Genomic DNA, 26,521 nt, shown 5'->3' with positions numbered 1-26,521 from the left:
CTCACCGAAACCGCCAGCACCCTGCCCCCCCTCAATGCCCCAGGTGTTCGGCGAGAAAATCGATGAACACCCGGGATTTGCGCGGCAAGTGGGCGCTGTTGGGAAACAGCACATGCACCGGCTGCGGCGCCAGGCTGTACGGCGGCAGCACCCGCACCAGGCGCCCGTTGGCCAGGTCGTCGAGCACCAGCCATTCGGGCAGCACCGCCAGCCCCAGGCCGGCCAGGGCCAGGGCGCGAATCGCCGTCGCCGAATTGGACTCATGCCCGGGGTTGACCCGCACCTCCACCTCGCCCCGACGCGGATGATTGAAAGTCCAGCAAGGCGGCCCCGCCAGATTGCTGTTGCCGATCCACGGCAAGCGGCAGAGATCCTCGGCCTGCGCCAGTTCCACGCCCTGGAGCAGATCCGGGCTGGCCACCAGGGCGATGCCGTAGTCCGCCAGCTTGCGCCCCTTGAACCCCGAGTCCGCCAGGTGGCCGAGGCGAATCACCAGATCGAGCTTTTCCGCCACCAGGTCATTCAACGACGAATTGAAGTGATAACTCAGGCGTACCTCGGGGTAGCGCGCGGTGAACAACGGCAGGATCGGCAGCACGAAGGTCTCTGCATACTCCGCCGTGGAGCTGATGCGCAACTTGCCGCTGACCCGGTTGCGTCCGTGCAGCACGTTGTCAAAGGCGGTATCGATATTGGCGACAATCCCCTTGAATTCGTCATACAGGTCCTGCCCGCTTTCCGTCAGGGCGATATGCCGCGTGGTGCGGATCAGCAAGGTACTGGCCAGGGCCTGCTCCAGCGCCTTGATATGCAGGCTGGCCATGGCCTTGCTGATGCCCAGGTACTGCGCGGCGCGGGTGTAGGAGCCAAAGTCCACCACCGCGAGAAAGGTCTGCACCCGGTGCAGTTGGCCGTGAAAGGTCTCGCTCACTGTCAAATCCTGTTAAACAATGCGTCAAGTATAGGTACCTCGACAGTCTCCGCCCAGCCTCCCTAAGCTCTGTACGAAAAGCCTTGATACTCGGTGATGCTGCGTTGAAAACGGTCTCGGAATGCTCATTTACAACCCGTAAACTCCGCTTCCTCGACCGTTTTCGCCTTGCCTGACCTTCGTCTCAACACTTTTCGTACAGAGCTTAAGCTGCGGGCAAAACGGAGGCGGCATGACCTACAGATACAAAGTGGCGGTGGTATTTCTTCTCGGGTTCTTTATCGACTGCGTGAACATCTTCATGTCGGCGGTGGCCCTGCCGAGCATCGCCGCGCACTGGCAGGTCTCCAGCGCCAGCGTGGCCTGGGTGGCCAACGCCTACATTCTCGGCCTGACCCTGGTGATTCCCATCAGCACCTGGCTGGCAGGACGCTTCGGCAGCCGGGAGATCCTCAGCGCCTCGATGCTGCTGTTCAGTGGCGCGGCCCTGCTCTGCGGGCTGGCCGACGACTTCAGGTGGCTGGTGTTCTGGCGACTGGTGCAGGGCATGGCCGGCGGCCTGCTGATTCCCCTGGGGCAAGCCCTGACCTTCAACCTGTTCCAGGGCCCGCAACGCGCGCGCATCTCGACCCTGATCATGGCCGTGGCACTGCTGGCCCCGGCACTCTCGCCGACCCTGGGTGGTGCAATCGTCGACCACAGTTCCTGGCGCTGGGTGTTCTTCGCCAGCCTGCCGCTGTCCTTGCTGGCGGCGCTGCTGTCCTGGCGCTGGGTCCGCAGCGAACGCACAGCGCATCCGGCCCGACCGGACCTGCGCGGCCTGCTGCTGGTGAGCGCCAGCCTGGGCAGCCTGCTGCTGGGCATGTCGCTGTACGGCAGCGGCTACCCGGCCCATCAGGCCCTGCTGTGCCTGGCCGCCGGCCTGCTGTTGGCCGCGCTGTACCGCAGGCACTGCCAGGCTTGCCCACAGCCCATCGTCGATCTGCACCTGCTGAAAAATCCCCGCCTCGGCCTGTCGGTGGGCATCTACCACGCGATTCCCGGGGTCTTCACCGGCGTCAACCTGCTGAGCCTGTTCTTTCTGCAGGACAGCCTGCACCTGAGCGCGCAACACAGCGGCATGTTCATGCTGCTGTATGCCGCCGGCGCCCTGCTGGCGATGCTGGCCTGCGGGCGTTACTACCACCGCATCGGCGCCCCGCGGCTGTTCGCCATCGCCCTGGTGCTGCACAGCGCCGGTATCGCCACCTTGTGTTGGGTCAACGCGACATCCGACCTGCCGCTGATCATGCTGGCCTACCTGCTGATGGGCCTTGGTGGCGGCGCCGGTGCCAACACCGCCCAGACCACCGCCCTGCTGGACTTCAGCGGCAGCGACACGCACAAGGCCAGCGTGATCTGGAACATCAACCGGCAGCTGGCCTTCAGCCTTGGCGCGGCCTTGTTGCTGATGCTCTACAACCTCCTGCTCAGGTACCTGGACGCTGTCGCGGCCTATCACCTGACCCTGCTGCTGGCCGCCCTGGCCGGCCTGCTTCCCTTGCCGGCCCTCGGCAGACTCACTCCACAAAAGGCCTCCCATGCCCAACTCGATCGTTAAACAGGCACAGCACAGCGTGCACTGGATTCATCAACTGATTCACCGCGTCTTCACCGATCAACGGGGGGATGGCGCGGCCTGCATCGAGCAACTGCTGCCGTTGTTCGCCGAGGATTTCCAGATGGTGACCACCAGCGGCGCCCTGGTTGGCCGGGCACAGGTGGAGCAGCTGTTTCGCGGTGCCCTGGGCACCCGCGCCGGGCTGGAGATCATCGTCAGCGATCTGCACTGCCTGTGGCAGGAAGGCCACAGCGCGGCGATCCGCTACAAGGAAACCCATTGCCTGAACCAGAGCCAGACCTCGCGCCTGTCACTGGCGATCATCCGGGTCCAGGACGATGCGGTGCAGTGGCTGTACCTGCACGAAACCGCCTGCCCCTGAGCCCTTTGCCCGAGGCGCGGCACGCGCCCCGCCTCGGCCATGCTCTGGGCATCACATGGTGTCGACCACCTCGATCCCCAGCAGCCCCAGGCCCTCCTTCAGGGTGCGGGCAGTCAGTTCACAGAGTTTCAGCCGCGAACCATCGACACGCTCGTCAGCAATCACCGGGCAAGACTCGTAGAAACGCGAAAATGCCGTGGCCAGCCCGTACAGATAGGCACACAGCACGTGGGGCAGGCTTTCGCGCAGCACTTGCAACATCACATCCTCGAAACGCAGCAGCTCGATGGCCAGGCTGTGTTCATGGGGCTCGATGATATGCAGGCCTTGCTCCTTGACGCTCCCGGCCCGGGTCAGCACGCGGTTGGCCCGGGTGTAGGCGTATTGCAGGTAAGGCGCGGTATTGCCCTCGAAGGACAGCATCGCGTCCCAGTCGAACACATAGTCGGTGTTGCGATGACGGGACAGGTCGGCGTACTTCAGCGCGCCGATGCCCACCACCCGGGCCACGTGTCGACGGGCCTCGGGGTCCAGCCCGTTGTTCTTCGCGGCGATCAGCACCTCGGCCCGCTCCACCGCCTCGGTCAGCAACGCATCGAGCTTGACCGACTCGCCGGACTTGGTCTTCAACGGCTTGCCATCGGCGCCCTTGATCGTGCCATGGCTGACATGCTCGAAATCCGCCTGGGGCGGCAGGAAGCCGGCCTTGCGCGCCACCAGGAACAACTGCTGGAAATGCAGGGACTGACGCACATCCACCACATACAGGCAGCGGTCGAGCTTGAGCTGGCGAATGCGAAAACGGATCGCCGCCAGGTCCGTGGTGGCATAGAGAAAGCCACCGCCCTGCTTCTGCACGATAAAGGCCGCCTCCTGGCCCTCCTTGTTGGCGTACTCCGCCAGCATCACCACCCTGGCCCCCTGGCTTTCGGTCAGCAGGCCCTTGTCCTGCAGGGCCTGGACCAGGGGCTGCAGGTCATCGTTGTAGAAACTCTCGCCACGGATGTCCGACTGTTTGAGCAACAGGCCCAGGCGCTGGAAGATATCCAGGGAGTGGGACAGCGACACCTCGACAAAGGTGTGCCACATGCGCAGCACCTCGGCGTCTCCCTGTTGCAGCCGGACCACATAATCCCGGGCACGGCGGGCAAAATCCTCCGATTCATCGAAGCGCCGCTTGGCCTGTTGGTAGAAGCGGTTCAGGTCCCGCAGTTCGTAGTCCTGCCGGCGGGTATCGGTGGCCTCTTTCATATAGGCCAGGAGCATGCCGAACTGAGTGCCCCAGTCGCCGACATGACTCTGCAGGATCACGTCCTGGCCCATGAACAGATTGATCCGCGCCAGGGCGTCGCCAATGATGCTGCCGCGCAGGTGCCCGACGTGCATTTCCTTGGCCAGGTTGACCGAAGCGTACTCCACCATCACCCGCTTGGCCGGCTGCGGCTCGACCCCCAGGTTGCGGGTCAGCAGCGCATGCTCCAGGCGTTCACGCAGGAAGTCCTTGCTGAGGGAAATATTGATAAAGCCCGGCCCGGCGATCTGCAGGTGCTCGGCGATGCCCCGCAGATCCACCCGCTCCACCAGTTGCAGGGCCAGCTCGCGCGGCGCCAGGCCCAGTTTCTTGGCCGCGGCCATCACTCCACTCATCTGGAAGTCGCCAAACTCGGGACGGCTGGCCAGTTGAATCACCGGCGGACTGTCAGTGGCGCCCAGGCCGTCGAGGGCGGCCGCGAAACGTTGGTCCAGAATGCGCATTACAGACATGTCGGATACACCTCATCCTTGAAGATTTCGAACCTCAGGCGGCAACCCTGCCCTTTACCTGACGGCGTAGTTTTGTACCACCATGACCAGCCCGCACAGCGCGGCCAGTCCTATGAACATCCATTGCCCCCCCACCAGGTCGAGCATGGCGCCGCCGTAGATCGGCGACAGCGCAATGCCCACTCGATAAAGGCTGGAGACCCCGAAATAGGTGCCGCGCAGACTCTCCTGAGCCAGCCGGTCAACCTCGATGCTGAAGATCGGGAACACGATCAACTCGCCCACGCTCAACAGCAGCGTGGCCAGCGCCAGCCCCCAGAACAGCGTCACCGGCGAGCCGGCGAACACCAGCTGCGAGGCTAGCATCAGGGCCATGCCCCAGAACAGCCGGCAGCGAGTGGAATAAACCTCCAGCAAGCGCAACAGAGGAAACTGAGTAAAGACCACAATCAGCGAGTTGAGGGTGATCAGGATCACCAGCAGGGTCACCGGGTCCTGCACTTCGCTACGCGCCAGGTACTGCGGCAGGGTCGAGTCGAACGAGGCATAGACAAAGGCCGCCACGGTGTTGCACAGCATCAGCAGGGTAAATCGCCGATGCTTGAGCACCGCACCGAAGGCCACCAGGAAGTTGGGGGTCGGAGCGCTGGCATGTCGCTGCACTCGGGCCTCCTTGTCCCGCAGCAGACGCCACAGCAGCAGGCCGAACACCGTGTACACCAGGGCGCAGGCGGCGAACACCAGGGAGCGCACGCTGGACAGCAGCAACATGCCGATCAACGGCCCGATGGAGCCGCCGACGTTCACCAGAAAATAGTTGGCATACAGTGCCAGCTCCCGGGACTGCAGGTCCTCCACGTAATCGCCGATCAGCACTTTGCAGGTCGACTCCAGCAGCGAGCAGCCGATGCTCACCCCCGCCACTGCCACGCCGAACCAGAACACCGAGCCGGCCTCGATGAACAGCAAGAACGACAGCGCGCTCAACAAGGCGCCCGCCAGAATCAGGCGCCGGCGTCCGAAGCGGTCCGAGAGCCAGCCGGTGTAGATACTGCTCAGTGCGCCGCCGACCATGGCCACCGCCAGCAGGGTGCCGATCAAGGTCGCTCCCAGGTGATAGTCCTGGTACAGGAAGATCGCCAGGAACGGCCAGATCATGAAGAACGCGCTACGGGTCAACAGGGTGCCGAACAGCACCACATGGATCTCCCTGGGCAGGGTGGCGTAGCGCGCCCAGCTGAAGGTTCTTTCAATCATGGGCCGGCCCACTTCTCCCGCCAGGGGGAGCCTGTCCTCCCCGGCCCTGGTTCATTGCGCTAGCGGGCACGGTTCAGGCTCCTGGGTCTTGAGTTGCGCCAGCAGCAGTCGGTGCTCCTGGTCGGTGATCGGCAGCGCCCAGCCCGGCATGCCGCCGGACAGCACATTGACCGCCCTGGAGCGACCGTTGCAGCGCAAATACAGGCCCGACATCTGCTGATTGATGTAGTACAGGCCAAACACCACGAACTGCTCCACCGGCTGGTTCCAGAAGGCCTGGGGCAAAGCATAGGAACTCTGGCGGATGGTGGCCTGGGCAATCCATTCACCGGGTCTTGGACCGACGCAGGCGCGGATCAGTTCGTCAGTGGCTTCCTCACCGAGGATCACCCCCTTGCCACCGGTGGAGTTGCAGGGTTTGAACACCAGTTCTTGGCGCCGCTGCAGCAAACCCTCAAGGTTTTGCGCACTGACCCGCACCGTCATGGGTATCCGGCGATCGATGGCGGCGCGCTGTTCAGCGTCCAGCACCGCCCGCAGCGCCGGCTCATGAAACAGCGAGAACCATGACTTGCAGCCGCTCACGTAGTTTTCAAAGGTGTTGAGCAGCAAGGCGCCCGAACCGCAGATACGCCGCACCAGATCGCCGCCATCGACGATCTCCTCCTCCAGGAACAGGCGATAGACCAGGGTTCGCGCGCCCTCTTCGGCGCTCAACCACTGCGCCTGGTACTGATGCTCCTTGATCAGCACCACTTCCAGATCCGCACAGGCCTGACGCACATGGCGCAACAACGGCTGGTAGGCCGAAGCGCCTGCCCAGTGGTCATAGGCTTGAAGATCCAGGAGCACCACCCGACTGCGCCGCTGCTCCTTGCACAGGCGCTGGATCAGCCGCGCCAGATCGACATAGGGCGATTGCCCGTGTTCGAAGCCACTGAGCTGCACCCCTCGCGACTCCAGAAAACGCGAGCAGAATTCGTGCAACTGCGGGCCTTCGATGGCCGGGCCGATATTCAGTTCGCACAGTTGGTACTGGCCATCCTCGCTCAGCAGAACGTCCGCACGGCCAATCAGCCGCCCGCCCTTTTCCAGCAGCGACCAATCCACCAGGTCGCGGACCTGAACCGGCACATTGAACAATTCGAGGATGTGCTCGCGGCTGTGCAGGGTCAGCAAATGGGCCAGCATCCGCGACTGCGCCGCCAGGATCAGGCGCAGGTCGGCGGCCACCGCCTGAAAGGCAGCGGCGGGAAACAGGGCCAGGGGAAAGGGGGTCGCCTTGTATCCCTGGGGCTTGATCAACTGCGGATTGCGCTGGCCAAACACATCGAACAACGGGCGATTGAGCTCTTCAAAATTCATGGATCGCGCTTCCTGATGCAAATGAGGGGCAAGCCCTCGGTGGGAATGATCAGAGGGTCGCTTCGCCGCCATCGATCACGATGTCGGCACCGGTCACCCAGGCGGCTTCGTCACTGGCCAGAAACACCGCCGCGCCGGCGTGATCCTGGGGCGTGCCGGCACGGCCCATGGGAATGTCCTTGCCCCGTTCGCGCCACAACTGCGGATCGTTGTGCCACTGGTTGCGGTTGCCCTGGGTGGCGGTCAGTCCGGGTGACAGGGTATTGACCCGGATGCCCTGGGCAGCGAACTCGTAGGCCAGGCTCTTGGACAGCATCGACAGCCCGGCCTTGGATGACTGGTAGTGGGCCATCTGGCTGATGGCCTTGAAGGCACTGATGGAAGACACGTTGATCACACTGCCGGCGATCCGCCGTTCGAGCATGTGGGCGATCACCGCCTGGGTCAGAAAGAACGGAAACCGCAGGTTGGCATTCATCACCTTGTGGTAGTCCTCGACGCTGGTTTCGAGAAACCCCGTGCGTGTGGTGATGCCGACATTGTTGACCAGCACATGCAGCTCATCGAACCCGGCAAGGACTCGACCGGCCAGTTGCGGCGCGGCACTGGCCTCCCCCGCATCCACCTGGAAGGCCTGGCACTTCACCCCCAATTCTTGCAGTTGACCCAGCACCTGGGCCGCGGCGGCCTCATCGCGCTGATAGGTAAACGCCACATTGGCCCCTTCTCGCGCCATGGCCAGGGCGATGGCCTGGCCAATGCCATGACTGGCGCCGGTGATCAGCGCGTTCTTGCCGGACAATCGTTGTTCTGCCATGTATTCATCCTTGTCATGCCTGGGCCCCAGGCACTGTGGTTTCAGAGGCTGACGCGTGTGCCCAGCCCCTTGGTCCGTGCCGAGCGCAGCAGGGCTGCCGCCACCGCCACATCCTGAATCGCCGTGCCCACTGACTTGAACAGGCTGCTGGCGGTGCCGCGCGGGACGACGGAGCCGCCCAGCAGGCTGGCGATTTCCTGCACATCCCCGGGCATCAGCACCCCCAGGCGCAGGCTTTGAATCAGCTCGCCGGCCTCACGCAGAGCGGCATCGCGCTCCTCGACGTACACCGCCGCCTGTCCCAGCAGCAGCGGATCGATCTCGCAGGCCATTTCATCGACCCCGCCGATGGCATTGATGTGGGTCCCGGGGCGCACATCCGCCGCCCGCACCAGCGGCTCGGCACTGGCAGTGGAAGTGGCCGTGCAGATCACGTCCGCCATGCACACCGCCCGGGCCACGCTGTCGGTCACCATGACCTGGGGGCACAACCCACGATCGCTGACCCAGGCCGCCAGGGCCCGGGCCTTGTCCAGGCTCCTGGAATGCAGCAACAGCTGTTCGATGGGGCGCACTGCACAGACCGCCTCGATCTGGCTGCGGGCCTGGACCCCGGCACCGATCACCGCCAGCACCCGGGATGCGGGCCGCGCCAGCAGATCGGTGGCCAGCCCGGCCATGGCCCCGGTGCGCAGGGCCGTCAGATGGGCGCCTTCCATCAGCGCCAGGATTTCCCCGGTCTGGCTGCTGAGCAGGATCACCAGGGCATGGATCAGCGGCCGACCGTGGCGGGGGTTGTCCGGGGTGATGGTCGAAACCTTGACCGCCACCGCCTGGGCCAAGGGCAGGGCCGCCGGCATTACCAGCACTTGGTTGCTCTCGGCACTGTCGCCCAGGGTCATGATGGTTCGCGGCGGCACTTGCACACCGTCCGCCATGGCCGGTGCCAGGGCCTGGCGCAGGGCCTCGATGGCCTCGCCCATGGACAGTGCCCGAGCCATGGCCTGGCGATCGAGGCTGAGAAAATTCATGGCACCTCCTGTTCGGCCACGGGCAGGGCCAGAGGCTCGCGCCGGGGCACCAGGAATGAACGCTGGTAACTGAGCACCACACTGCCATCGGCCTTGAAGCCTTCGGTCTCGATGGTGGCGATCCCCTGCCCCGGCCGTGAACGGCTGGGGCGGATGGCCAGGACCTTCGACTTGGCGTAGAGGGTGTCGCCGATGAACACCGGGGCCGACAGCCGCACCTGATCCCAGCCCAGGTTGGCCAGGGTGCGAAAGCTCATGGTCTGCACCGACATGCCATTGATGATGGCGAAGGTCACCACGCTGTTGACCAGGACCTTGCCGAACTCCGTGTCCTTGGCGTACTCCTGGTCGAAGTGCAGCGGGTGATGGTTCATCGACAGCAGGGTCAGCCAGGTGTTGTCGGTTTCCAGCACGGTGCGCCCGGGCCAGTGACGAATCACGTCGCCGGGCTTGAAGTCCTCGAAGAACATCCCCGGCGACTCCAGGTACTCACCGTTGTCCAGCCGTTGCAGGGTCGAGATCATGGATGTGGCTCCTGGGTAAAATTGTTCAGCAGCTTGCGGGCCTTCTTGATGAATGGAGGACCGATCATGTCGCCATCCAGGGTGAAGATTTCGCCCTGGCTGTGCTCCGCCCGACGCAGGATCTCCCGGGCCCGTTCCAGCTCGCCGGGGCTGGGGCTGAACACCTCCATGACCGTGGCCAGCTGGCGCGGGTGGACGATGGCCTTGCCATGGAATCCCAGGGCCTTGACCGCCCGGCTTTCCTGCAGCAACAGCTGCGGGTCGTCCAGGTGATAGCAGGCGGTGTCGATGGCGGCGATGTCGTAGCGCGCCGCTGCGTTGGCGATGCGCTGGCGGGCGTAGAGCATGTTTTCCCAACCGATTTCCACCCCCAGCTCGGCCGCAAAGTCCGCCGAGCCGAACACCAGCCCCGAGCACTGGCTGGCAATCGGGTCGATGGCGTCGATGGCCTCCAGGGTCTCCACGGTGACGTACAGCTCCACCGGGTGCGGCAGCTCGCTGAGCTGGGCACGCACGATCTCCAGTTCGCAGGCATCGCGGACCATGGTCAGCATCACGATGTCCGGCGCCAGGCCATGGCGGATGAAGGCCTCAAGGTCCAGCAGGCCTTGGGGCGAGCGCAGTTCGTTGATCCGCACCGCCACCCGGGACGCCGACGCCGGAGCCTTGAGCAATTGCAGACAATGCTCCCGGGCCAGGGCTTTCCTGGCTGGGGGCACCGAGTCTTCCAGATCGATCAGACAGACATCGGCCCCCGCCTCCCGAGCGCCTTGCAGCCGCTCGAGGTTGAAGGCCGGGGTGTAGAGGATCGAACGGGGCAACCGGGGAATGGGGGCAACTGAATAACCACGGGTTTGCATAACCGGACACTCGCAGCAATGGATGGGTTCAGGACTCGATGCAGCCACGCAGCAGTTCGCACATGGACAGCACCTGCTCCTCGCTGATGGTGGAGCGCAACATGACCCGCAGCCCGGCGTTGTCCTTGGCCACGATGGGGAAGAACACCGGCGACACATAGAAGCCGTTTTCGAACAGCAGCCGACCGCTGCGGATCACCTGGTCGTTGGGCAACTGCACCAGGCGGATCGGAAAGGCATTGCCGGCCTGCTCGGTGCGGATGAACTCGTCGAACAGCTGGATGTTGCGCGACAGGGCGTTCTGCCGCAGCGCCAGCTCCGGGCCGCGATGCAGCTCGGCAGACGCCAGGGAGGCGCCGATGGCCGCGGTGTTCATCGGCTGCGACCAGGCCATCGGCCCGCCGAAACGGGTCAGGATGTCCTCCACCTGCTTGCCCTTGGGGCCGAACATGATGGCTGCGCCACTGGTGCCGAACGCCTTGTTCAGGGTGGCGACGATGATGGTGTTTTCATTGACCTGATCGATGTGCGAGCGCACATAGCCCTCGCCGTGGCGACCGACGATGGACAGCGAGTGTGAATCGTCCAGATAGAGGAACAGGCCGTACTTTTCCTGCAGGGTCAGCAAGTCCCCGAGGGCCGCGTGGCCGCCCATGCTGTAGGTGCCGTCGGCGACATAGGCGACCTTGCGGTACTTGCGGCACAGGTCTTCCAGGGCGTTCATGTCGTTGTGGCCGATGGTGAACACCTCGGTCTCATCGCCGCACACCGGCTTGTACAGGCTCATGGAAAAGTGCGCGAACTTGTCGAAGGCCATCACCGGGCGCACGCCCTGGGTCAGGTGCCCGGACGCCAGCAGCGGGAGGATGCCCGCCGTGGCCGCGCCGGCGGAAATAGCGGTAATCACCTTGGCCTCGAACAGCTGCGAGAGCGACGCCTCCAGCTCCAGCAGCGCCGGAATCTGGATGCGAATCCGGGAAATGCAGTGATCCAGCACGCCGTAGCGATGCAAGGCGTCGATGGCGCCCTGGACAATGCTCGGATGGGAATCCAGGTCCAGGTAGGAACAGCAACTGACGTTGATGAAACGATGGCCATCAGCGGTTTCCAGGCTGCCGTCCCCCACCAGGTTGGCGACGATGCCCGCCAGGCCGTTGCGTTCGGATTCGTCCCAGAACTGGTTGCCGTAATCGAAGGCCTTGAGGTTGTTGCGGTACTTGTTGGTGGCCTGAGGCTGAGTGTTGTCGGTCATGATGCTCTCCGGAATTCGAGTGAATAGGTGCCTGTCAGGTAGGCATGACGTCGAGGGCCTGGGCTTCGAACACCGCTAGCCGCCGCTTGAAGTCGCTGTCGGTTTTCCACACCGCGAAGATGTCGCCACTGGCGCCGACCATGATCAGCGCGTCCATGCCCTTGGCCCGCTTGAGGGTCTGCAGGGCATGGGCCGGGGTCTGGGCGATCGGGCTGCCGACGTTCAGCGAAGTGTTCACCGAGGCCTCGACCCCGCAGTGTTTCCCCATCTGCTTGAGGTAGGCGTGGATCAGCGGGTTGAGGGACTGGCGCACGATCTGCAGGCGACTGGTGCCGTCCACATGGACCACCGCCGGAACCCGGCTGCGGGCCTCGGGGCGCGCCCGGGCGGTGAGCACCATGTAGTTGTAGGCCGAGTAGTCGTCGGTCTTGGCCCCTTCATCGAGCTCGAACAGCCGATGGGCTTCTTCCAGGGTGACCATGGGCGCCAGCGGCCGGATCTTCTCCCGGAACTTCACTTTCGAGTTGAGCAGTTCCAGGGTGTTGGGATTGCACGGGTTGGCCAGGATGCTGCGATTGCCCAAGGCCCGCGGACCGGTTTCCGCCGGCCCCTGGAACACCCCGATCACGGCGTTGTTGCACACCAGGCTGGCCATGAAGCGCGCCACATCGGTCAGGGAATCGGCCTGGTTCAGAGAGCCGATCTTGCGGGCTTCGACCCCCTGCTCCTCGATCACTGCGCGCTGGATCTGCGCCGTGGACGGTGCCAGGCCACACAGGTACGGGCTGGCGAAATCGTTGCGCGCGTCGGCGCCATTGCGCATGGCGAACTGTATCGCCGCGCCCAGGGCCACACCGCAGTCGCTGGGGATCGGCGGCACCCAGATCTTCAGGCACTGGTCCTGGCCCAGGTAGCGCTGGAAGTAGTCGCGATTGAAGTGCTGCACCAGATGCATGTTGGCAATGCAATTGAGCGCCGTGCCGCCGGTGAGCACCAGCTTGTGGGCACAGGTCTTGCGGATCAGGTGATCGACGATATGGAACAGCGCGTCCTCGAACACCAGTTGCAGGGCCTGGGCCTTGTCGACCCGATCCTGGGTGATGTCCGAATGCTCGATGTCGTCGACGCTGAGCACGCTGTCCGGGTTCCACATGTCCCCCGGAGCGATGGGCGCGCCGAGGATGTCGATCAGCGGCTGGCCATAGGGCTCGGTGTGGCTCTTGATGTGCCAGTTGACCATGGTCCGGTTGACGTGGATGTTGCCTTCCTCGGCGAAGTACAGGATCTGCCGCAGGCGCTTGTAATAGGGGTTGGTCAGGCGGCTGGCATTGCCCCAGGCTGCGGCGCCCATGTAGCGCCCTTCGGAGCTGAGGAAACTCCAGCCGCCCTGGGTCGAGCTGATGTAGCCGTACAGGTAGCCCAGGGAGTCGATGGTGCTCTGGTTTTGCCGGTGACAGATGACCTGGCCGTCGCGGACTTCGTACAACGAGATGGCACCGTTGTCGCCAGTGCCGTCGAGCACGGTGAGGATCACCGGCTCAGGCTCCCGGGCGAACGGCGACAGGGCATAGGCCAGGTAGGCATGGTTGTTGTGGTGATGCATGCCGATCAGCGGCTGGGTGGTTTCCAGGCCCAGGCTCTGGGAGATTCGCTTGGGCGCCCCCAGGCCCTTGACCAGGTGGCTGAGGTTGAAGTTCGGGTCGTGCCGCGGGTTGAGCAGGGTCAGGCTGCTGGGGGCGTGCTCGAAGATGATCTTCAGGTCAAAGCCCAGGGCGCGGATGTAGTCCCAACTGCCAAGAATGCAGAAGATGTCCTGCGCGCTGATATTGCGGCTGGCCATGATCAGGCGGATCTCTGCCAGGCTGTGCTGGGGAAACTTGTTGGAGTGTTTTTCTGCGCTGAAGCGCTCCTCCTCGTTGTTGGCAATGATGTGGATGCCATCCTTGGCGCTGACCTTGATCAGGGCCACGCCGGTGTTGTGCCCGAAGGGACCGACCCCTAGCAGGTACAGGCTCTCGCCCTGGGCCAGACGCCGGGCGAACTCCGCTCCGCGCTCCTGGGCGAAGGCGCTTTCACCGCTGTAGAAATGCTGCCGCCGGCCCAACTTCTCGTAGACAAAGTCGGTCACGCGCTTGACCCACTCGGGCAGGCGCTTGAGCTTCGGCCCGTAGGTTCCGTATACCCTGGTCATGTCGACACTCTCCTGAGATAAACCTCGAACCCGTCCTGGGTTCAGTTCCGGCAACGATCTTCGGCGGCCCGGACTGCCGCACTGGTGATGATGTCCAGGTTGCCCGCATAGGCCGGCAAGTAGTCCCCTGCCCCCCTGGCCCGGACCATGGTCACCACTTTGCCGTCGATCAGGCTGGGTTCCATGATCAGCGAGTAGCCGGGCATGTACTGGCGCACCTGATCGAGCATCACGCGGACACTGTGCCGCAGCTCGGCCATGTCCGGTTTGTCTATCAGGGCGAAGACCGTGGTCTGCATGTCCACCGGCGGATCGGCCGGATTGATGTTGAGGATCGACTTGACGCTCGGGGCGCCGGAGAAATGCTTGAGGGCCTTCTCCGTGGTGCACAGGTACTCGTTCACATTCAGCCGGGTTGCAGCGCCGGCACTGCGGGCGGAAATCGACGACACCGCCTCCACGTAGTTCAGGTGCTGACCGGTGCGCCGCAGCGCGTGCACGATCGGCAGGGAGGCCTGGCCACCGCAGGTGACCATGTTGAGGTTCTCTACATCCCGCAACGTGCTTGAATTGATCGTGGGCACACACCAGACGCCGGTATCGGCCGGAGTCAGGTTGATCAGCAACTTGCCCTGCCCCTCCAACACCTGGGCATGTTGCACATGGGCCTGGGCACTGCTGGCATCGAACACCACATCAACTTCATCCAGATGTTCAACTAACTTATCAATACCGCGATGATCACAACGCACTCCCAGTTTTGCGGCATAGTCCAGCCCCGCCGACTGTTGATTGCGCCCAATAAAATAATCACAGCGCAAATAAGAACTGCGCATGACCTTCAACAAAAGATCACAGCCAATATTACCGCTGCCTAATATCGCGACTCTAAGTACCATAAAGCGCTCTCCTTGCTTATGGGAAGTCAGTTGAATTCACAGCGCCTTGGCCAGATTCATCGCAACTTCAATAATCAGGTCTTCCTGACCTGCCACTACTTTTCTTTTGCCCAGCACGCGATATATATCCAGCGCCGCGACACCATGTTGGTGTGCGGCCTTCAACACCGGCTTTTCAAACCCCGAGAACACCCCGTACAAACCGCTGACAATGTTCATGGCACTGATATGGGGCTGCGCGCTCTTGATCCGGTCCGTGCTCTGCTCAGAGGCGACGATCATGGCAAAGGCCCGAGCCTCGTCCACCAGACCGAGCTTCATCAGCGCCGCGCACAACACTTCCAGGGGGGTATTGCCGGCGCCGGCGCCGAGGCCATTGATGGTGCCGTCGAGCAACCGGGCTCCGGCCCTGACCGCGCTCAGGCTGTTGGCCACCGCCAGCCCCAGGTTGTTATGCCCGTGAAAACCTATGGGCACCGGCAACTCCTGGGCCAGCAGCGAAACCTTTTCAAAGGCGTCCTGCTCCATGTAGGCCCCGGCGGAATCCATCAGCACAATGGCATCGGCGCCGTAGCTGACCTGCAGTCGGGCCTGCTCCAGCAGGGTCCGGGCACTGGCCATGTGGGTCATCATCAGCACGCCCTGGGCCTCGGCGCCCCGTGACTTGACGAAGTCGATGTAGCGCGCGGTGATATCGGCCTCGGTGCAATGGCAGGCGATGCGCAGCACATCCACACCCTGCTCGATGGCCATGTGCAGATGATCGATCCTGGCGAACCCGGGAATCGCATGAATCCCCAGGCGGGTCTGCTGCAAGGCTTCCCGAGCGGTGCTCAGCATCGCTTCATCACTGTGGGGAGCCAGCCCCAACTGCAGGGACGAAGCCCCCAGGCCGTTGCCATGACCGACCTCCACGCAGTAGAGCCCACAGGCATCCACGGCGCGGCAATAGGCACTGATGTCCTCCAGGCCAAGTCGGTGCCCGAGCGCATGATTACCGTCCCGAAGTGTCGGGTCGTAAAGTTCAACTTTCGTCATGTCAGCAATCCCTTGCGACCCCCGGTACAGGGGTACTTAATTACTCTGCCCCACCCTTCACTTCCTTGAAGGGCTTATCGGGCCGGGGCATGAGCAAACAACTCAGCGCCGGCCACCAGCGTATTAACAATCGGTTAAAGCTCTAACTTCCCTGACAACAATCAGCCTGACCAGCCCTACAAAACTCCGTGTAGAACTGTATCTTCCAGGTAACTTTACAAACGTTTACCTGCAATCTTCTTTGATACTTCCATAGCCATTCCGAGGCTGTCAACCGCACTAATTTCATTCTAAAAAACCGTAATATTTTTTAAGAAAAAAAATCAATCCAGAAAAAAAACCGTATCGACGCCCTCGCCTCATCCACCATTGCCCCGTATCGACTGGCCCATGAGCACTTTCGCCAACGGCTGTAGCGAGAGCGATTGATGGCGGATTTCAACAGCGAAAATAAACTCGACGGGAACCATCCAGAGGCTATTTATTTTTTAAATTTGACGCCTGCCAAGGGGCTAACTAGCGTCCTTCGATCGCTATGACCTTCACTCCAAAAACAGCGTATTGCCGTATTCGGGCAAAAAAAACCCCGCCGCAGCGGGGTCAAAACGAGAGGAGCTATAACGGATGAGAAAGAGCTCTACCTGGATGTTGCAACAGCCTTAGAACACGTACTGCACGCGAGCCACCAGGGCGTCGCCACTGTCATCGCCAACGCTGTTGCTGATCTTGTCGGTGCTGACCTTGATGTAGTTGGCGGACACCTTGATCGCCTCGTTGGCGTACCAGTTGACCCCGATGGTGTTCATGTTGGCCTTGGCATCGCCAACTTCACGGGTAGCGGTGGCGGCGACGATGTTCTTGTCATCAACCTTGATGTTGTCGTAGCGGTAGAACACTTCCCAGGCACCGTACTGCTTGTTTTCCGGCTTGATGGTGTCGAACTTGGCGCCATCGAGTTTGTAGACCCGGGATTCGCCGGTCAGGGTGTAGGCCAGTTGGCCGTAGAAACCGTTGGCCTTGACGTCCTTGTAAGCGTTGCTGTCGGCTTTGAGCTTGCGAGTCAGGTATTCCGCCTGGGCCGAGAACGGGCCACTGGCGAAGGCGAACTCGCCGCCGAACACTCGGTCATTGTCATAAGCGCCTGCTGTCGTCAGGTTCGAGGCGTTCAGGCCGACACCACCGCCGAAGGTAGCGCGGTTGCCGTTGGCGCCGGCATCGTTGCCGCCGTTGGTGGCGATGCCACGCACGCCCAGGCGAGGACGAATCCGCGAGTCGAAGGCGGTATCGCCCAGATCGCGGCTGGCGAAGTCCAGGCCGAAGTGCAGGACGTTGCCGGTTTCATGCAGCGGTGCAAACACGGCACGGGCGTTGAGCTGCTTGACGCTGTCGCCATCGCTGTCGTTGATGTCCTTGGCCGAGACGCTGCCGGACAGGTAAGCCATGTCGGCCACCACCGAGCTGACCTGCAGCCCCATGCCGTTCTCGTGGGAGTTGATCCAGTCGGCCAGCTCATAGGCGGCGTTACGCTCCATGGAGGTAACCCACTTGGAGCTGGTGGCCTTCTCCAGACCAAAGTCGGCGTCGAAACGACCGGCGCGAATGGTCACCGGCTTGAAGCCCACATAAGAGATGGACGCCTCGTCGAAGTAACCGTCATCGGCGGTGCCGGAGTTGTGGGAGAAGTCGTAGCTGATCTGGTATTTCCAATCCTTGTAGGCGGTGCCGCCCAATTCCAGATAGGCGCGGCGGAAGTAGGCGCCGTCGCCGGTATCACCATTCTTGGTGTAGAACCCGTCGAAACGGCCATAGTCGGCTTGCAGACGACCGCCCAGCTTGAAGCTGAACGCGGAGTCGGTGGTAGCAACCTCAAGGCCGCCCTTGGTTTTGACTACGATATCGGCGCCGTCGGTGGTGACGGTGCCAGCGAAAGCCTGGGCGGTTACTGCCAGGGCCAGGGCGCTGGCGGCAAAACCGGCGAAGTGCTTACGGATCATCGAAGAGTTCCCCTAATTGGTGGTCTGTAGCGTTGGAAAACACGCGGGGTTGGCCCGCTGGTGTTGGGTGGGAATCTTGGCGATGGGTTATTTCAGCCGGGTTGCTGATAGATAAAGATTTAATTACAGGGGAACTTTTTTACTTCGAAATGCAATAAGGCAAAAAGCCCGTGCTAGAGCGCTTTCGCCAGGGTTTGCGGGGGAATGGGGGGACATTACAGAGCTGTCACCTTCGATCGGATGACCGATTGATGACAGATGCGGATGCACGGCGGCATCCGCATGGGGGCAAAGGTCAGAGGTCGCGCTTGTGCTCGGCAGCCAGGCGTTCGGCCAGTTCGTCCAGACCTTCCAGAGGCGGTTCGGGAAGCACCCGCAACGTGGCCTGGAGCAGGCGCATCTGACGAATGAAACGCCGGCAATTGGGGCAGAACAGCAGATGATGGCGAACCATCAGGCGCTCGCGAAAACTCAGCTGGCCGTCCAGGTAGTCGCTGGAACGTGCCACTTGTTCCTTACAGGTCAGCATTGGCCGGTTTCCTCAAAATGCTCCACGGTGGCGAAGACTTTCAAACGCGCCCGGTGCAACAGCACCCGTACATTGGAGAGCGTGAGCCCCAAAAGATTACAGATTTCTTCCAGTTCCAAACCCTGACGTTCGCGCAACAGCAGGACGCTGCTTTGCAGTTCCGAGAGGCTGAGCAGGGTGTGCTCCAGACAGTCTCGCAGCTCGGACTCGGTCAGCAGGGCCTCCGGGGTGTCCTCGTGCCAGGCGAAGGGCGCCACCAGCCAGTGGCCATCGCTGGAAGAGAAACGCTCATCGCCCACGGTGCCGTGGGGGGCGGGCAAGTCATCCAGCAGGACTTCCCGGCGATTCTGTTTGTAACGGCCCTTGGCCGCGTTGGACGTGATGGTCAGCAGCCAGGTCTTGAGGCTGGAACGCCCCTGAAACCCTGACAGATTGCGCACCACCGACAACCAGGCGTCCTGTACCACTTCATCGGCATGGCGGTTGCCGACAATGGCGTAAGCCACCGCGCGCATAGCGCTCTGGTAGGTACTGACCAGTTCCTTGTATGCCTTTTGCTCACCCGCCAAAAGGCGCTCTAGCAGTTGCGTGTCATCAGCAGCAGCCATTCGTGCCTCGTTCAATCATGCAGGTTTGAGAGGGTGTGACGCGCCAACCCGGCCCTGCGCCACACCCACATCAGCCTAGATCAACGCTTGCGCAGCAGTACGCTGCCGATGGAGTAGCCGGCGCCGAAGGAACTGAGCACGGCCAGGGAGCCGCTGGCCAGGTCGTCCTGGTACTTGTGGAAGGCAATCACCGAGCCGGCCGAACTGGTGTTGGCGTAAGTGTCGAGAATCACCGGGGCCTCTTCCACCGTGGCTTCACGGCCCAGGAGTTTCTTGACGATCAGGTGGTTCATGCTCAGGTTGGCCTGGTGCAGCCAGAAGCGCTTCACGTCGCCGACATTGAGCTGGTTTTCTTCCAGGTGGGCCGCGATCAGTTCGGCCACCATCGGGCAAACGTCACGGAACACCTTGCGGCCTTCCTGGACGAACAGCTTGTCCCGGGCACCTATGCCCTCTTCCGCCGCGCGGTTGAGGAAACCGAAGTTGTTGCGGATGTTGTTGGAGAACTGGGTCAGCAACTTGGTGCTGACGATCTCGAACTGCTGGGCCGAGGTGGCGAGGTCGGCCCGCTCGATGATCACCGCGGTGGCGGCGTCGCCGAAGATGAAGTGGCTGTCGCGGTCACGGAAGTTCAGGTGTCCGGTGCAGACTTCCGGGTTGACCATCAGGATGGCCCGGGCCTGACCCAGTTGCACGCTGTTGCAGGCAGCCTGGATGCCGAAGGTCGCCGAAGAACAGGCCACGTTCATGTCAAAGCCGAAGCCCTGGATGCCCAGGGCGGCCTGGACTTCGATGGCGATGGCCGGATAGGCACGCTGCAGGTTGGAACAGGCAACGATCACCCCGTCGATGTCGGCGGCGGTCTTGCCGGCCCGTTGCAGGGCCTGTTCGGCGGCGGCGACCGCCATCTGGCAAAGCACCGACCATTCGTCGTTGGAACGTTCCGGCAGGCGCGGGGCCATGCGTTGCGGGTCGAGGATGCCGTCCTTATCCATGACGAAGCGACTTTTGATCCCCGAGGCCTTTTCAATGAAAGCGGCGTTGGATTCGGTCAGGGCCTGCACCTCGCCCCGCTCGATGGCCGCGGCGTTGTCGCTGTTGAACTGGTGGACGTAGGCATTGAAAGATTCCACCAGCTCTTCGTTGGAAATGCTGTTGGCCGGGGTAAACAGGCCGGTGCCGCTGATGACGACGTTATGCACGGTCGTTCCTCTAGTGTGATGAGGCAGAAGGTCTTGGCACCGCCGTGCCAAACCATAAACGGACTGCCCCGCTGGTGGGAGCCTTCCTGGCATCGCTTTATTCCGATCCGCCCGTTTGCCTGGGGTACAGAACAACAGGGCCGGTATTTATGACGGCGGAGTTTGCCATAAACACCGGCATTTCGCCGCAATTGCAGTGTGCCCGGTGGGCGCCGGCTTGCCGGCGAAGGGGCCTTGGCGCCTTGCGCTGCCCACGCAGACACCTTAGCTGGGGAGCCGGCGCCTGCAGGGGCTCAGGCTTCGACCTGGCTCCACTGCTTGTTCAGGCGCTTGTCGGAAATCGGCACCTTGGTCCCCAGTTGCTGGGCAAACAAGGACACCCGGTATTCCTCCAGCCACCAGCGATACAGCTCCAGTTGCGGGTCGCGCTTGCCTTCCTGGGCATGCTTCTGCGCCCGGGTCTGGTACTGGCTCCACAGGCCCGCCAGTTCGGTGCTCCAGACCCGATCCTTCTGCAGCTGGCTGCCGAGCTTCTCGAAACGCAGTTCCACCGCCTTGAGGTAGCGCGGCAGTTCCTTGAGCCACAGGGCCGGGGTTTCCCGGACAAAGCCCGGGTACACCAGATTCGCCAACTGCGACTTGATGTCGTTGAGGGCCACCGCCTGGGCCAGGTCGATCTTGCCCTTGAAGCGTTTTTGCAGGCCGTGCCAGAGCTTGAGAATCTCCAGGGTCAGGCGCGCCAGACGCTCGGCGTGCTCGGTCCAGGCGCCGCGCTTGCGCTCGGCCAGGGACGCCAGGCCCGCGCCATCGCGAGGCAGCGTGGCTTCGCCGTCGAGGATGCAGCTGTCGAGGCTGGCCAGGAGGATGTCCTCCACCAGGGCATCGACCCGGCCCAGTTCACGGTACAGCAGGCCCAGCTCAGTCAGCCCCGGCAGCTTGCCGCGCAGGAACTTGGCCGGTTCGGCCAATTGCTGCAACAGCAGGCGCTGCAGGGCCCGGCGATGCTGGAATTCGGCCTCGGCGGCGGTGGAGAAACGCCCTTCCTTGACCGTCCCCGCCTCTTCCACCAGGGCCGGGTAGACCGTCATCGACAGTCCGGCGATCTTCTGCTGGGTCTTTTCCGCGACCGCGGCAAACACACGGGCCTCCACCGGTTGCTGGCTCTTGGCGGTTTGCGGCACCGCCAGGGCGGCCTGACTGGCTTCGGCAAAACGCGCGGTCAGTTCGGCCAGGTCGCGACCTTCACCGAGGAACTTGCCCTGGGCGTCGACGATTTCCAGGTTCATCCGCAGGTGGCTCTCCACCTGCTGCGCGGCCTCGCTCCAGGCCTCGTCGCTGACCCGGGCACCGGTCATGCGCAACAGTTCGCGGCCCAGGGCCTGGGGCAACGAGCCTTCGGCGAAGACCATGCGCTGCAAGGCCGCCTTGACGAAGTCCGGCACTGGCACGAAGTTTTTGCGCAGGGCCTTGGGCAGGTTGCGCACCAGGGCGATGCACTTGGCCTCGATCAGCCCCGGCACCAACCACTCCAGGCGTTCGGCGGGCAGCGCCGGCAGCAGGGGCGCCGGCACCCGCAAGGTCACGCCGTCGCGGGGATGGTTGGGCTCGAAGTGATAACTCAGGGCCAGTTCCAGATCGCCAATATGCAGGGTGTCCGGGTACTGCTTGGCAGTGACCTCGCTGGCCTCGCGGGCCAGCACGTCTTCCTCGCGCATGATCAACAGCTGCGGGTTCTTCTGGCTGTGAACCCGGTACCAACTGTCGAAGGTCGCGGTCTGGTGGATCTCCGCCGGCAGGCGCTCGTCGTAGAAGGCGAACAGGGTTTCCTCGTCCGCCAGGATGTCCCGGCGCCGGGCCTTGGCTTCCAGGGCGTCGAGCTGTTCCAGCAATTGGGTATTGGCAGTCAGGCACTTGGCCTTGGACTGAATCTCACCGCGCACCAGGGCCTCGCGGATAAACAGCTCGCGAGACACCACCGGGTCCACCGGACCGTAATGCACCGGCCGACGGCCGACCACGATCAGCCCGAACAGGGTGATCTGCTCGTAGGCCACCACCTGGCCACGCTTCTTTTCCCAATGGGGTTCGAAGTGGTTCTTCTTCACCAGGTGGCCAGCCAGGGGCTCGATCCAGTCCGGCTCGATCTTGGCCACCATGCGCGCATAGAGCTTGGTGGTCTCCACCAGCTCGGCGGTCATCAGCCATTGCGGGCGTTTCTTGCCCAGGCCCGAGGACGGATGAATCCAGAAACGTCGCTGACGAGCTCCCAGATAATCGCCGTCTTCGGTCTTCTGGCCGATCTGGCTCAGCAGGCCCACCAGTACCGCCTTGTGCAGTTTCGGGTAGTCCGCCGGTTCCTTGTTCAGGCTCAGTTGCAGGTCGCGGCAGATCAGGCTCAGCTGCCGGTGCGAGTCGCGCCATTCCCGCAGGCGCAGGTAATTCAGGAAGTTCTTGCGGCACCAGTTGCGCAGCGGGCTGGCGGTCAGGGCCTGGCGCTGCTCTTCAAAGCCGCGCCACAGATTGACCAGCCCGGCGAAGTCCGAATCCACGTCCTTCCACTGTGCATGGGCCTGGTCGGCGGCCTGCTGGCGCTCCGGCGGACGTTCGCGAGGGTCCTGGATCGACATGGCACTGGCGACGATCAGCACTTCCTGCAGGCTGCCGAGTTTCGCCGCTTCCAGCAGCATGCGGCCCATGCGCGGGTCCACCGGCAGCCGCGCCAGTTGCCGGCCCAGAGGCGTCAACTGACTGTTGCGGTCCACCGCCGAGAGTTCTTGCAGCAAGTTGAAACCATCGCTGATGGCCTTGCCATCCGGCGGCTCGATAAACGGGAACGCGGTGATTTCCCCCAGGCGCAGATGGAGCATCTGCAGGATCACCGCCGCCAGGTTGGTACGCAGGATTTCCGGATCGGTGAACTCCGGCCGGCCGAGGAAATCCTCCTCGCTGTACAGGCGCACGCAGATCCCCGGCTCGACCCGGCCACAACGGCCTTTACGCTGGTTGGCGCTGGCCTGGGACACCGCCTCGATGGGCAGGCGCTGGACCTTGGCCCGGTAGCTGTAGCGGCTGATGCGTGCAGTGCCGCTGTCGATCACATAGCGAATGCCCGGCACGGTCAGCGAGGTTTCCGCGACGTTGGTCGCCAGCACCACCCGCCGGCCCGGGTGGGACTGGAAGATCCGCTGCTGTTCCGCCGGCGACAGGCGCGCGTACAGCGGCAGGATCTCGGTGTGCTTGAGCTGAGCCTTGCGCAGCATGTCCGCGGCGTCGCGAATTTCCCGCTCCCCCGGCAGGAACACCAGCACGTCTCCGGGGCTGCGCCGCTCGCTGCGCTCGTAGGCGGCGATTTCATCCAGGGTGGCGAGGATCGCCTGGTCCACCGTCAGGTCGTCCTCGACCCGGTTGCCCTCCTCGTCCTGCTCCAGGGTCAGGGGGCGATACCAGGTTTCCACCGGAAAGGTGCGGCCAGAGACTTCGACGATCGGCGCGTTATCGAAGTGCTTGGAGAAGCGCTCCAGGTCGATGGTGGCCGAGGTGATGATGACCTTCAGGTCCGGACGCCGTGGCAACAGGGTCTTGAGGTAACCGAGGAGGAAGTCGATGTTCAGACTGCGCTCGTGGGCCTCGTCGACGATGATCGTGTCGTAGCGCTCCAGGTAACGGTCGTTCTGGGTTTCCGCCAGCAGGATGCCGTCGGTCATCAACTTGATCAGGGTGCTGGAGTCGCTCTGATCCTCGAAACGCACCTGGTAACCCACCAGCGACCCGAGGGGCGTGGCCAGTTCTTCGGCCACTCGGCTGGCGACGCTGCGGGCAGCGATCCGCCGGGGCTGGGTATGGCCGATCAGACCGTGCTGGCCGCGACCGATTTCCAGGCAGATCTTCGGCAACTGGGTGGTTTTGCCCGAGCCGGTCTCACCGGCAATGATCAGCACCTGATGCTTGAGCAGCGCCTCCTTGATCTCGTCGCGCTTGGCGGCAATCGGCAGGCTGTCGTCATAGCGAATCGGCGGCACGCTGTCGCGCCGCGCCGTCACCAGGTTGCACGACGCCTGCATCCGCTCCAGCCACTGGGCGAGCTTGGCCTCGTCGGGCTTCTTGCGCAGTTCAAGCAACTGCCGGCGCAACCGGTGGCGGTCGGCGAGCATGGCTTGATCGAGGTTTTTCAACAGTTGGTCGATTGCAGGCGATTCGGAAGTCATCAGGTACGCAAAATGTCGTCTATGTAGGCAGGGCGCGATTGTCGCAGAAAAGCGCAGGCAATACGTAGGAGCCGGCGTGCCGGCGAAGGCGTCCTCACGAGCACCTTCACTGGCACGCCGGCTCCTGCACTTTTATTCGTCTTCCAGGCCTTTGCGCCGGTAAGGGAAGACATCGATGATCTTGCCGGCGCGGATGGCGTCCTGCAGGCCCTTCCAGTAGTCGGCGTTGTACAGCTCGCCGTGCAACTGGTCGAACAGCTTGCGCTGGCCGGCATCGGCGAACAGGAACGGTGGGAACTCCTCGGGGAACACGTCGTGGGGGCCGATGGAATACCAGGGCTCGGAAGCCATCTCGTCTTCCGGTGTACGGGGCGCCGGAATGTGACGGAAGTTGGCTTCGGTGAGGTAGCAGATCTCGTCGTAGTCGTAGAACACCACCCGGCCGTGACGGGTCACGCCGAAGTTTTTCAGCAGCATGTCACCAGGGAAGATATTGGCTGCCGCCAGTTGCTTGATCGCCAGGCCGTAGTCCTCCAGGGCCTCGCGGACCTGATCCGGGTTGGCGTGCTCCAGGTAGAGGTTGAGCGGGGTCATGCGGCGCTCGGTCCAGCAGTGGCGGATCAGCACGGTCTGGTCTTCCACGGCCACGGTGGACGGCGCCACTTCCAACAGTTCCTCAAGGCAGGCCGGGTCGAACTTGCTCAGGGGGAAGCGGAAATCGGCGAACTCCTGGGTATCAGCCATGCGCCCGACCCGGTCGACGCTTTTCACCAATCGGTACTTCTCGATCACCGTGGCCCGGTCGACGTTCTTCGACGGCGAGAAGCGGTCCTTGATGATCTTGAACACGGTATTGAAGCCCGGCAGGGTGAACACGCTCATGACCATGCCGCGCACACCGGGAGCCATGATGAAACGGTCGTCGGTGCTGGCCAGGTGGTTGATCAGGGCGCGGTAGAACTCCGACTTGCCGTGCTTGTAGAAGCCGATGGAGGTGTACAGCTCGGCGATGTGCTTGCCCGGCAGGATGCGCTTGAGAAAGCCGATGAATTCCGCCGGCACCGGCACATCCACCATGAAATACGAGCGGGTGAAGGAGAAGATGATCGAGACATCGGCTTCGTCGGTGATCAGCGCATCGATCTGGATGCCCCGGCCTTCACGATGCAGCAGCGGGATCACCAGGGGCCACTGTTCTTCGTGGGTGAAGATACGCCCCACCAGGTAAGCGCCCTTGTTGCGGTAGAGCACCGAGGAGAACAGCTCCAGGGTCAACTCAGGGTCCTTGCACACCCAGTCCGGCAGGTTCTCCCGCAGTTGCGCCTCCAGGCGCCGCAGGTCCCCCGGCAGGTCGGCATAGTCCTCGTTGAAGCGGTAGTCGGCGAACACCTGTTCGAGCATCGCCGGCAGGTTGCCCTTGGGGTGGTAGCTGCGGGTCTGCGCGGCCCGGGCCCGGCGCAGGCTGGGCCGGGTGGTGTGGATGAACATGCAGCCGTCACTGATCAGGTCATGGCTGAACAGCCCGCAGAAGATCGAGTTGTACCAGGTCTCGGACAGCTCATCGTCAAAACGCAGGTCGATCAGGCTGATGTAGGCGCTTTTCACCAGGGGCCACTGGCCGACATCCATCAACGCATCGTCGCTGAAGGACTGGTGCAACCGGGCCACGGTTTCCCCGACCTTTTCCTCATACAGGTTGATCCGCGCCGCCGAGGCCCTCTGCGCTTCCTGCCATTGCGCCTGCTCGAAGCGTTGCCGGGCGCCGTCGGTGATCTGGCGGAAATGCTCGCGGTAGTCGTCGAAGCCATCGAGGATCATTCGAGCGATATCGGCGGCGGGCCATGGCTGCGGCATAAGTAGACCTCTGCGGGAATTTACGATGCCAGAGCTTAGCCAGTGAAACGGCTTGAGGAGAAGCGTATTTTTGTGATCAAGCGTACGCCGGAAAATGACCCGGCAGTCGCCCTGCTCCCCAGGCTTGTGTGGCGAATCATGGGACACAACAAACCCAGTGCCGGGTTTCTTCGCCCTGTGCACCAATAAGGTTTGCCATGCCCGCCAGCGCTGGGCAA

20 protein-coding genes are annotated in these 26,521 nt (G+C 63.0%); 2 read left to right on the top strand and 18 right to left on the bottom strand.

Features of this window, described 5'->3' with window-relative positions; translation table 11 throughout:
• Positions 1 to 31 precede the first annotated feature (31 nt).
• Positions 32 to 937: a LysR family transcriptional regulator gene (locus DWF74_RS23690; RefSeq protein ID WP_115581826.1), complete on the bottom strand. Its 906-nt coding sequence runs from the start codon at positions 935 to 937 to the stop codon at positions 32 to 34.
• Between the two features lie 226 nt (positions 938 to 1,163).
• Between DWF74_RS23690 and DWF74_RS23685 the strand changes: the two genes are divergently transcribed.
• On the top strand, positions 1,164 to 2,531 hold the full coding sequence (locus DWF74_RS23685; protein WP_115581825.1) for an MFS transporter: 1,368 nt from the start codon (positions 1,164 to 1,166) through the stop codon (positions 2,529 to 2,531).
• Positions 2,512 to 2,913, top strand: coding sequence for a hypothetical protein (locus tag DWF74_RS23680; protein ID WP_115581824.1), 402 nt, complete (start codon positions 2,512 to 2,514; stop codon positions 2,911 to 2,913). Before DWF74_RS23685 ends, DWF74_RS23680 begins: the two co-directional genes overlap by 20 nt.
• A 51-nt stretch (positions 2,914 to 2,964) precedes the next feature.
• Here DWF74_RS23680 and argS read toward each other — a convergent pair whose 3' ends face one another.
• The 17 genes from argS to aceK all read right to left on the bottom strand — a co-directional run bounded on the left by argS (position 2,965) and on the right by aceK (position 26,303).
• Complete coding sequence (argS, locus tag DWF74_RS23675) at positions 2,965 to 4,677, bottom strand: arginine--tRNA ligase (RefSeq protein ID WP_115581823.1); 1,713 nt, start codon at positions 4,675 to 4,677, stop codon at positions 2,965 to 2,967.
• Between the two features lie 54 nt (positions 4,678 to 4,731).
• Positions 4,732 to 5,934: an MDR family MFS transporter gene (locus DWF74_RS23670; RefSeq protein ID WP_102861674.1), complete on the bottom strand. Its 1,203-nt coding sequence runs from the start codon at positions 5,932 to 5,934 to the stop codon at positions 4,732 to 4,734.
• A 51-nt stretch (positions 5,935 to 5,985) separates the two neighbouring features.
• Positions 5,986 to 7,299, bottom strand: coding sequence for a hypothetical protein (locus tag DWF74_RS23665; RefSeq protein ID WP_115581822.1), 1,314 nt, complete (start codon positions 7,297 to 7,299; stop codon positions 5,986 to 5,988).
• Between the two features lie 49 nt (positions 7,300 to 7,348).
• Positions 7,349 to 8,116, bottom strand: a complete 768-nt coding sequence (locus DWF74_RS23660; protein ID WP_115581821.1) for an SDR family NAD(P)-dependent oxidoreductase — start codon at positions 8,114 to 8,116, stop codon at positions 7,349 to 7,351.
• A 41-nt stretch (positions 8,117 to 8,157) separates the two neighbouring features.
• Positions 8,158 to 9,147: an ornithine cyclodeaminase family protein gene (locus DWF74_RS23655; protein WP_102861671.1), complete on the bottom strand. Its 990-nt coding sequence runs from the start codon at positions 9,145 to 9,147 to the stop codon at positions 8,158 to 8,160.
• The gene (locus DWF74_RS23650; RefSeq protein WP_115581820.1) at positions 9,144 to 9,671 is read right to left on the bottom strand and encodes a MaoC family dehydratase; all 528 of its coding nucleotides are present in this window, start codon (positions 9,669 to 9,671) and stop codon (positions 9,144 to 9,146) included. Before DWF74_RS23650 ends, DWF74_RS23655 begins: the two co-directional genes overlap by 4 nt.
• Positions 9,668 to 10,531 carry an HpcH/HpaI aldolase/citrate lyase family protein gene (locus DWF74_RS23645; protein ID WP_115581819.1) on the bottom strand — a complete coding sequence of 288 codons (864 nt, stop codon included), beginning with the start codon at positions 10,529 to 10,531 and terminating at the stop codon, positions 9,668 to 9,670. The genes DWF74_RS23650 and DWF74_RS23645 overlap by 4 nt, the downstream gene beginning before the upstream one ends.
• Before the next feature lie 28 nt (positions 10,532 to 10,559).
• Positions 10,560 to 11,783 (bottom strand): aminotransferase class I/II-fold pyridoxal phosphate-dependent enzyme, encoded by a 1,224-nt coding sequence (locus DWF74_RS23640; RefSeq protein WP_102861668.1) that lies wholly within the window; start codon positions 11,781 to 11,783, stop codon positions 10,560 to 10,562.
• A 34-nt stretch (positions 11,784 to 11,817) separates the two neighbouring features.
• Positions 11,818 to 13,974 (bottom strand): carbamoyltransferase C-terminal domain-containing protein, encoded by a 2,157-nt coding sequence (locus DWF74_RS23635; protein WP_115581818.1) that lies wholly within the window; start codon positions 13,972 to 13,974, stop codon positions 11,818 to 11,820.
• Positions 13,975 to 14,015: 41 nt separating this feature from the next.
• A complete protein-coding gene (locus DWF74_RS23630) occupies positions 14,016 to 14,810 on the bottom strand; it encodes an acetaldehyde dehydrogenase (acetylating) (protein ID WP_240321959.1) in 795 nt (264 codons plus the stop codon).
• Positions 14,811 to 14,909: 99 nt separating this feature from the next.
• Positions 14,910 to 15,911: a 4-hydroxy-2-oxovalerate aldolase gene (gene dmpG, locus DWF74_RS23625; protein WP_115581817.1), complete on the bottom strand. Its 1,002-nt coding sequence runs from the start codon at positions 15,909 to 15,911 to the stop codon at positions 14,910 to 14,912.
• 659 nt (positions 15,912 to 16,570) lie between these two features.
• A complete protein-coding gene (locus tag DWF74_RS23620; RefSeq protein WP_110595114.1) occupies positions 16,571 to 17,905 on the bottom strand; it encodes an OprO/OprP family phosphate-selective porin in 1,335 nt (444 codons plus the stop codon).
• Positions 17,906 to 18,200: 295 nt separating this feature from the next.
• A complete protein-coding gene (locus DWF74_RS23615) occupies positions 18,201 to 18,434 on the bottom strand; it encodes an anti-sigma factor family protein (RefSeq protein WP_102861663.1) in 234 nt (77 codons plus the stop codon).
• A complete protein-coding gene (locus DWF74_RS23610) occupies positions 18,428 to 19,042 on the bottom strand; it encodes an RNA polymerase sigma factor (RefSeq protein ID WP_102861662.1) in 615 nt (204 codons plus the stop codon). Before DWF74_RS23610 ends, DWF74_RS23615 begins: the two co-directional genes overlap by 7 nt.
• A gap of 80 nt (positions 19,043 to 19,122) precedes the next feature.
• Positions 19,123 to 20,244, bottom strand: coding sequence for a beta-ketoacyl-ACP synthase III (locus DWF74_RS23605; RefSeq protein WP_102861661.1), 1,122 nt, complete (start codon positions 20,242 to 20,244; stop codon positions 19,123 to 19,125).
• A 293-nt stretch (positions 20,245 to 20,537) separates the two neighbouring features.
• Positions 20,538 to 24,449, bottom strand: coding sequence for an ATP-dependent RNA helicase HrpA (gene hrpA, locus DWF74_RS23600; protein ID WP_115581816.1), 3,912 nt, complete (start codon positions 24,447 to 24,449; stop codon positions 20,538 to 20,540).
• A 132-nt stretch (positions 24,450 to 24,581) separates the two neighbouring features.
• Complete coding sequence (aceK, locus tag DWF74_RS23595; RefSeq protein ID WP_115581815.1) at positions 24,582 to 26,303, bottom strand: bifunctional isocitrate dehydrogenase kinase/phosphatase; 1,722 nt, start codon at positions 26,301 to 26,303, stop codon at positions 24,582 to 24,584.
• Between the last annotated feature and the right edge of the window lie 218 nt (positions 26,304 to 26,521).

It is taken from the genome of Pseudomonas protegens, assembly GCF_003363755.1.
Taxonomy (GTDB): Bacteria; Pseudomonadota; Gammaproteobacteria; order Pseudomonadales; family Pseudomonadaceae; genus Aquipseudomonas; species Aquipseudomonas danubii.
This window is presented reverse-complemented; position numbering and strand designations above follow the sequence as displayed.

Coding starts and splice junctions, on each gene's coding strand:
- DWF74_RS23685 (WP_115581825.1), top strand. CDS start 1,164: ATGACCTACAGATACAAAGTGGCGGTGGTATTTCTTCTCGGGTTCTTT.
- DWF74_RS23680 (WP_115581824.1), top strand. CDS start 2,512: ATGCCCAACTCGATCGTTAAACAGGCACAGCACAGCGTGCACTGGATT.
- argS (WP_115581823.1), bottom strand. CDS start 4,677: ATGTCTGTAATGCGCATTCTGGACCAACGTTTCGCGGCCGCCCTCGAC.
- DWF74_RS23670 (WP_102861674.1), bottom strand. CDS start 5,934: ATGATTGAAAGAACCTTCAGCTGGGCGCGCTACGCCACCCTGCCCAGG.
- DWF74_RS23665 (WP_115581822.1), bottom strand. CDS start 7,299: ATGAATTTTGAAGAGCTCAATCGCCCGTTGTTCGATGTGTTTGGCCAG.
- DWF74_RS23660 (WP_115581821.1), bottom strand. CDS start 8,116: ATGGCAGAACAACGATTGTCCGGCAAGAACGCGCTGATCACCGGCGCC.
- DWF74_RS23655 (WP_102861671.1), bottom strand. CDS start 9,147: ATGAATTTTCTCAGCCTCGATCGCCAGGCCATGGCTCGGGCACTGTCC.
- DWF74_RS23650 (WP_115581820.1), bottom strand. CDS start 9,671: ATGATCTCGACCCTGCAACGGCTGGACAACGGTGAGTACCTGGAGTCG.
- DWF74_RS23645 (WP_115581819.1), bottom strand. CDS start 10,531: ATGCAAACCCGTGGTTATTCAGTTGCCCCCATTCCCCGGTTGCCCCGT.
- DWF74_RS23640 (WP_102861668.1), bottom strand. CDS start 11,783: ATGACCGACAACACTCAGCCTCAGGCCACCAACAAGTACCGCAACAAC.
- DWF74_RS23635 (WP_115581818.1), bottom strand. CDS start 13,974: ATGACCAGGGTATACGGAACCTACGGGCCGAAGCTCAAGCGCCTGCCC.
- DWF74_RS23630 (WP_240321959.1), bottom strand. CDS start 14,810: ATGCGCAGTTCTTATTTGCGCTGTGATTATTTTATTGGGCGCAATCAA.
- dmpG (WP_115581817.1), bottom strand. CDS start 15,911: ATGACGAAAGTTGAACTTTACGACCCGACACTTCGGGACGGTAATCAT.
- DWF74_RS23620 (WP_110595114.1), bottom strand. CDS start 17,905: ATGATCCGTAAGCACTTCGCCGGTTTTGCCGCCAGCGCCCTGGCCCTG.
- DWF74_RS23615 (WP_102861663.1), bottom strand. CDS start 18,434: ATGCTGACCTGTAAGGAACAAGTGGCACGTTCCAGCGACTACCTGGAC.
- DWF74_RS23610 (WP_102861662.1), bottom strand. CDS start 19,042: ATGGCTGCTGCTGATGACACGCAACTGCTAGAGCGCCTTTTGGCGGGT.
- hrpA (WP_115581816.1), bottom strand. CDS start 24,449: ATGACTTCCGAATCGCCTGCAATCGACCAACTGTTGAAAAACCTCGAT.
- aceK (WP_115581815.1), bottom strand. CDS start 26,303: ATGCCGCAGCCATGGCCCGCCGCCGATATCGCTCGAATGATCCTCGAT.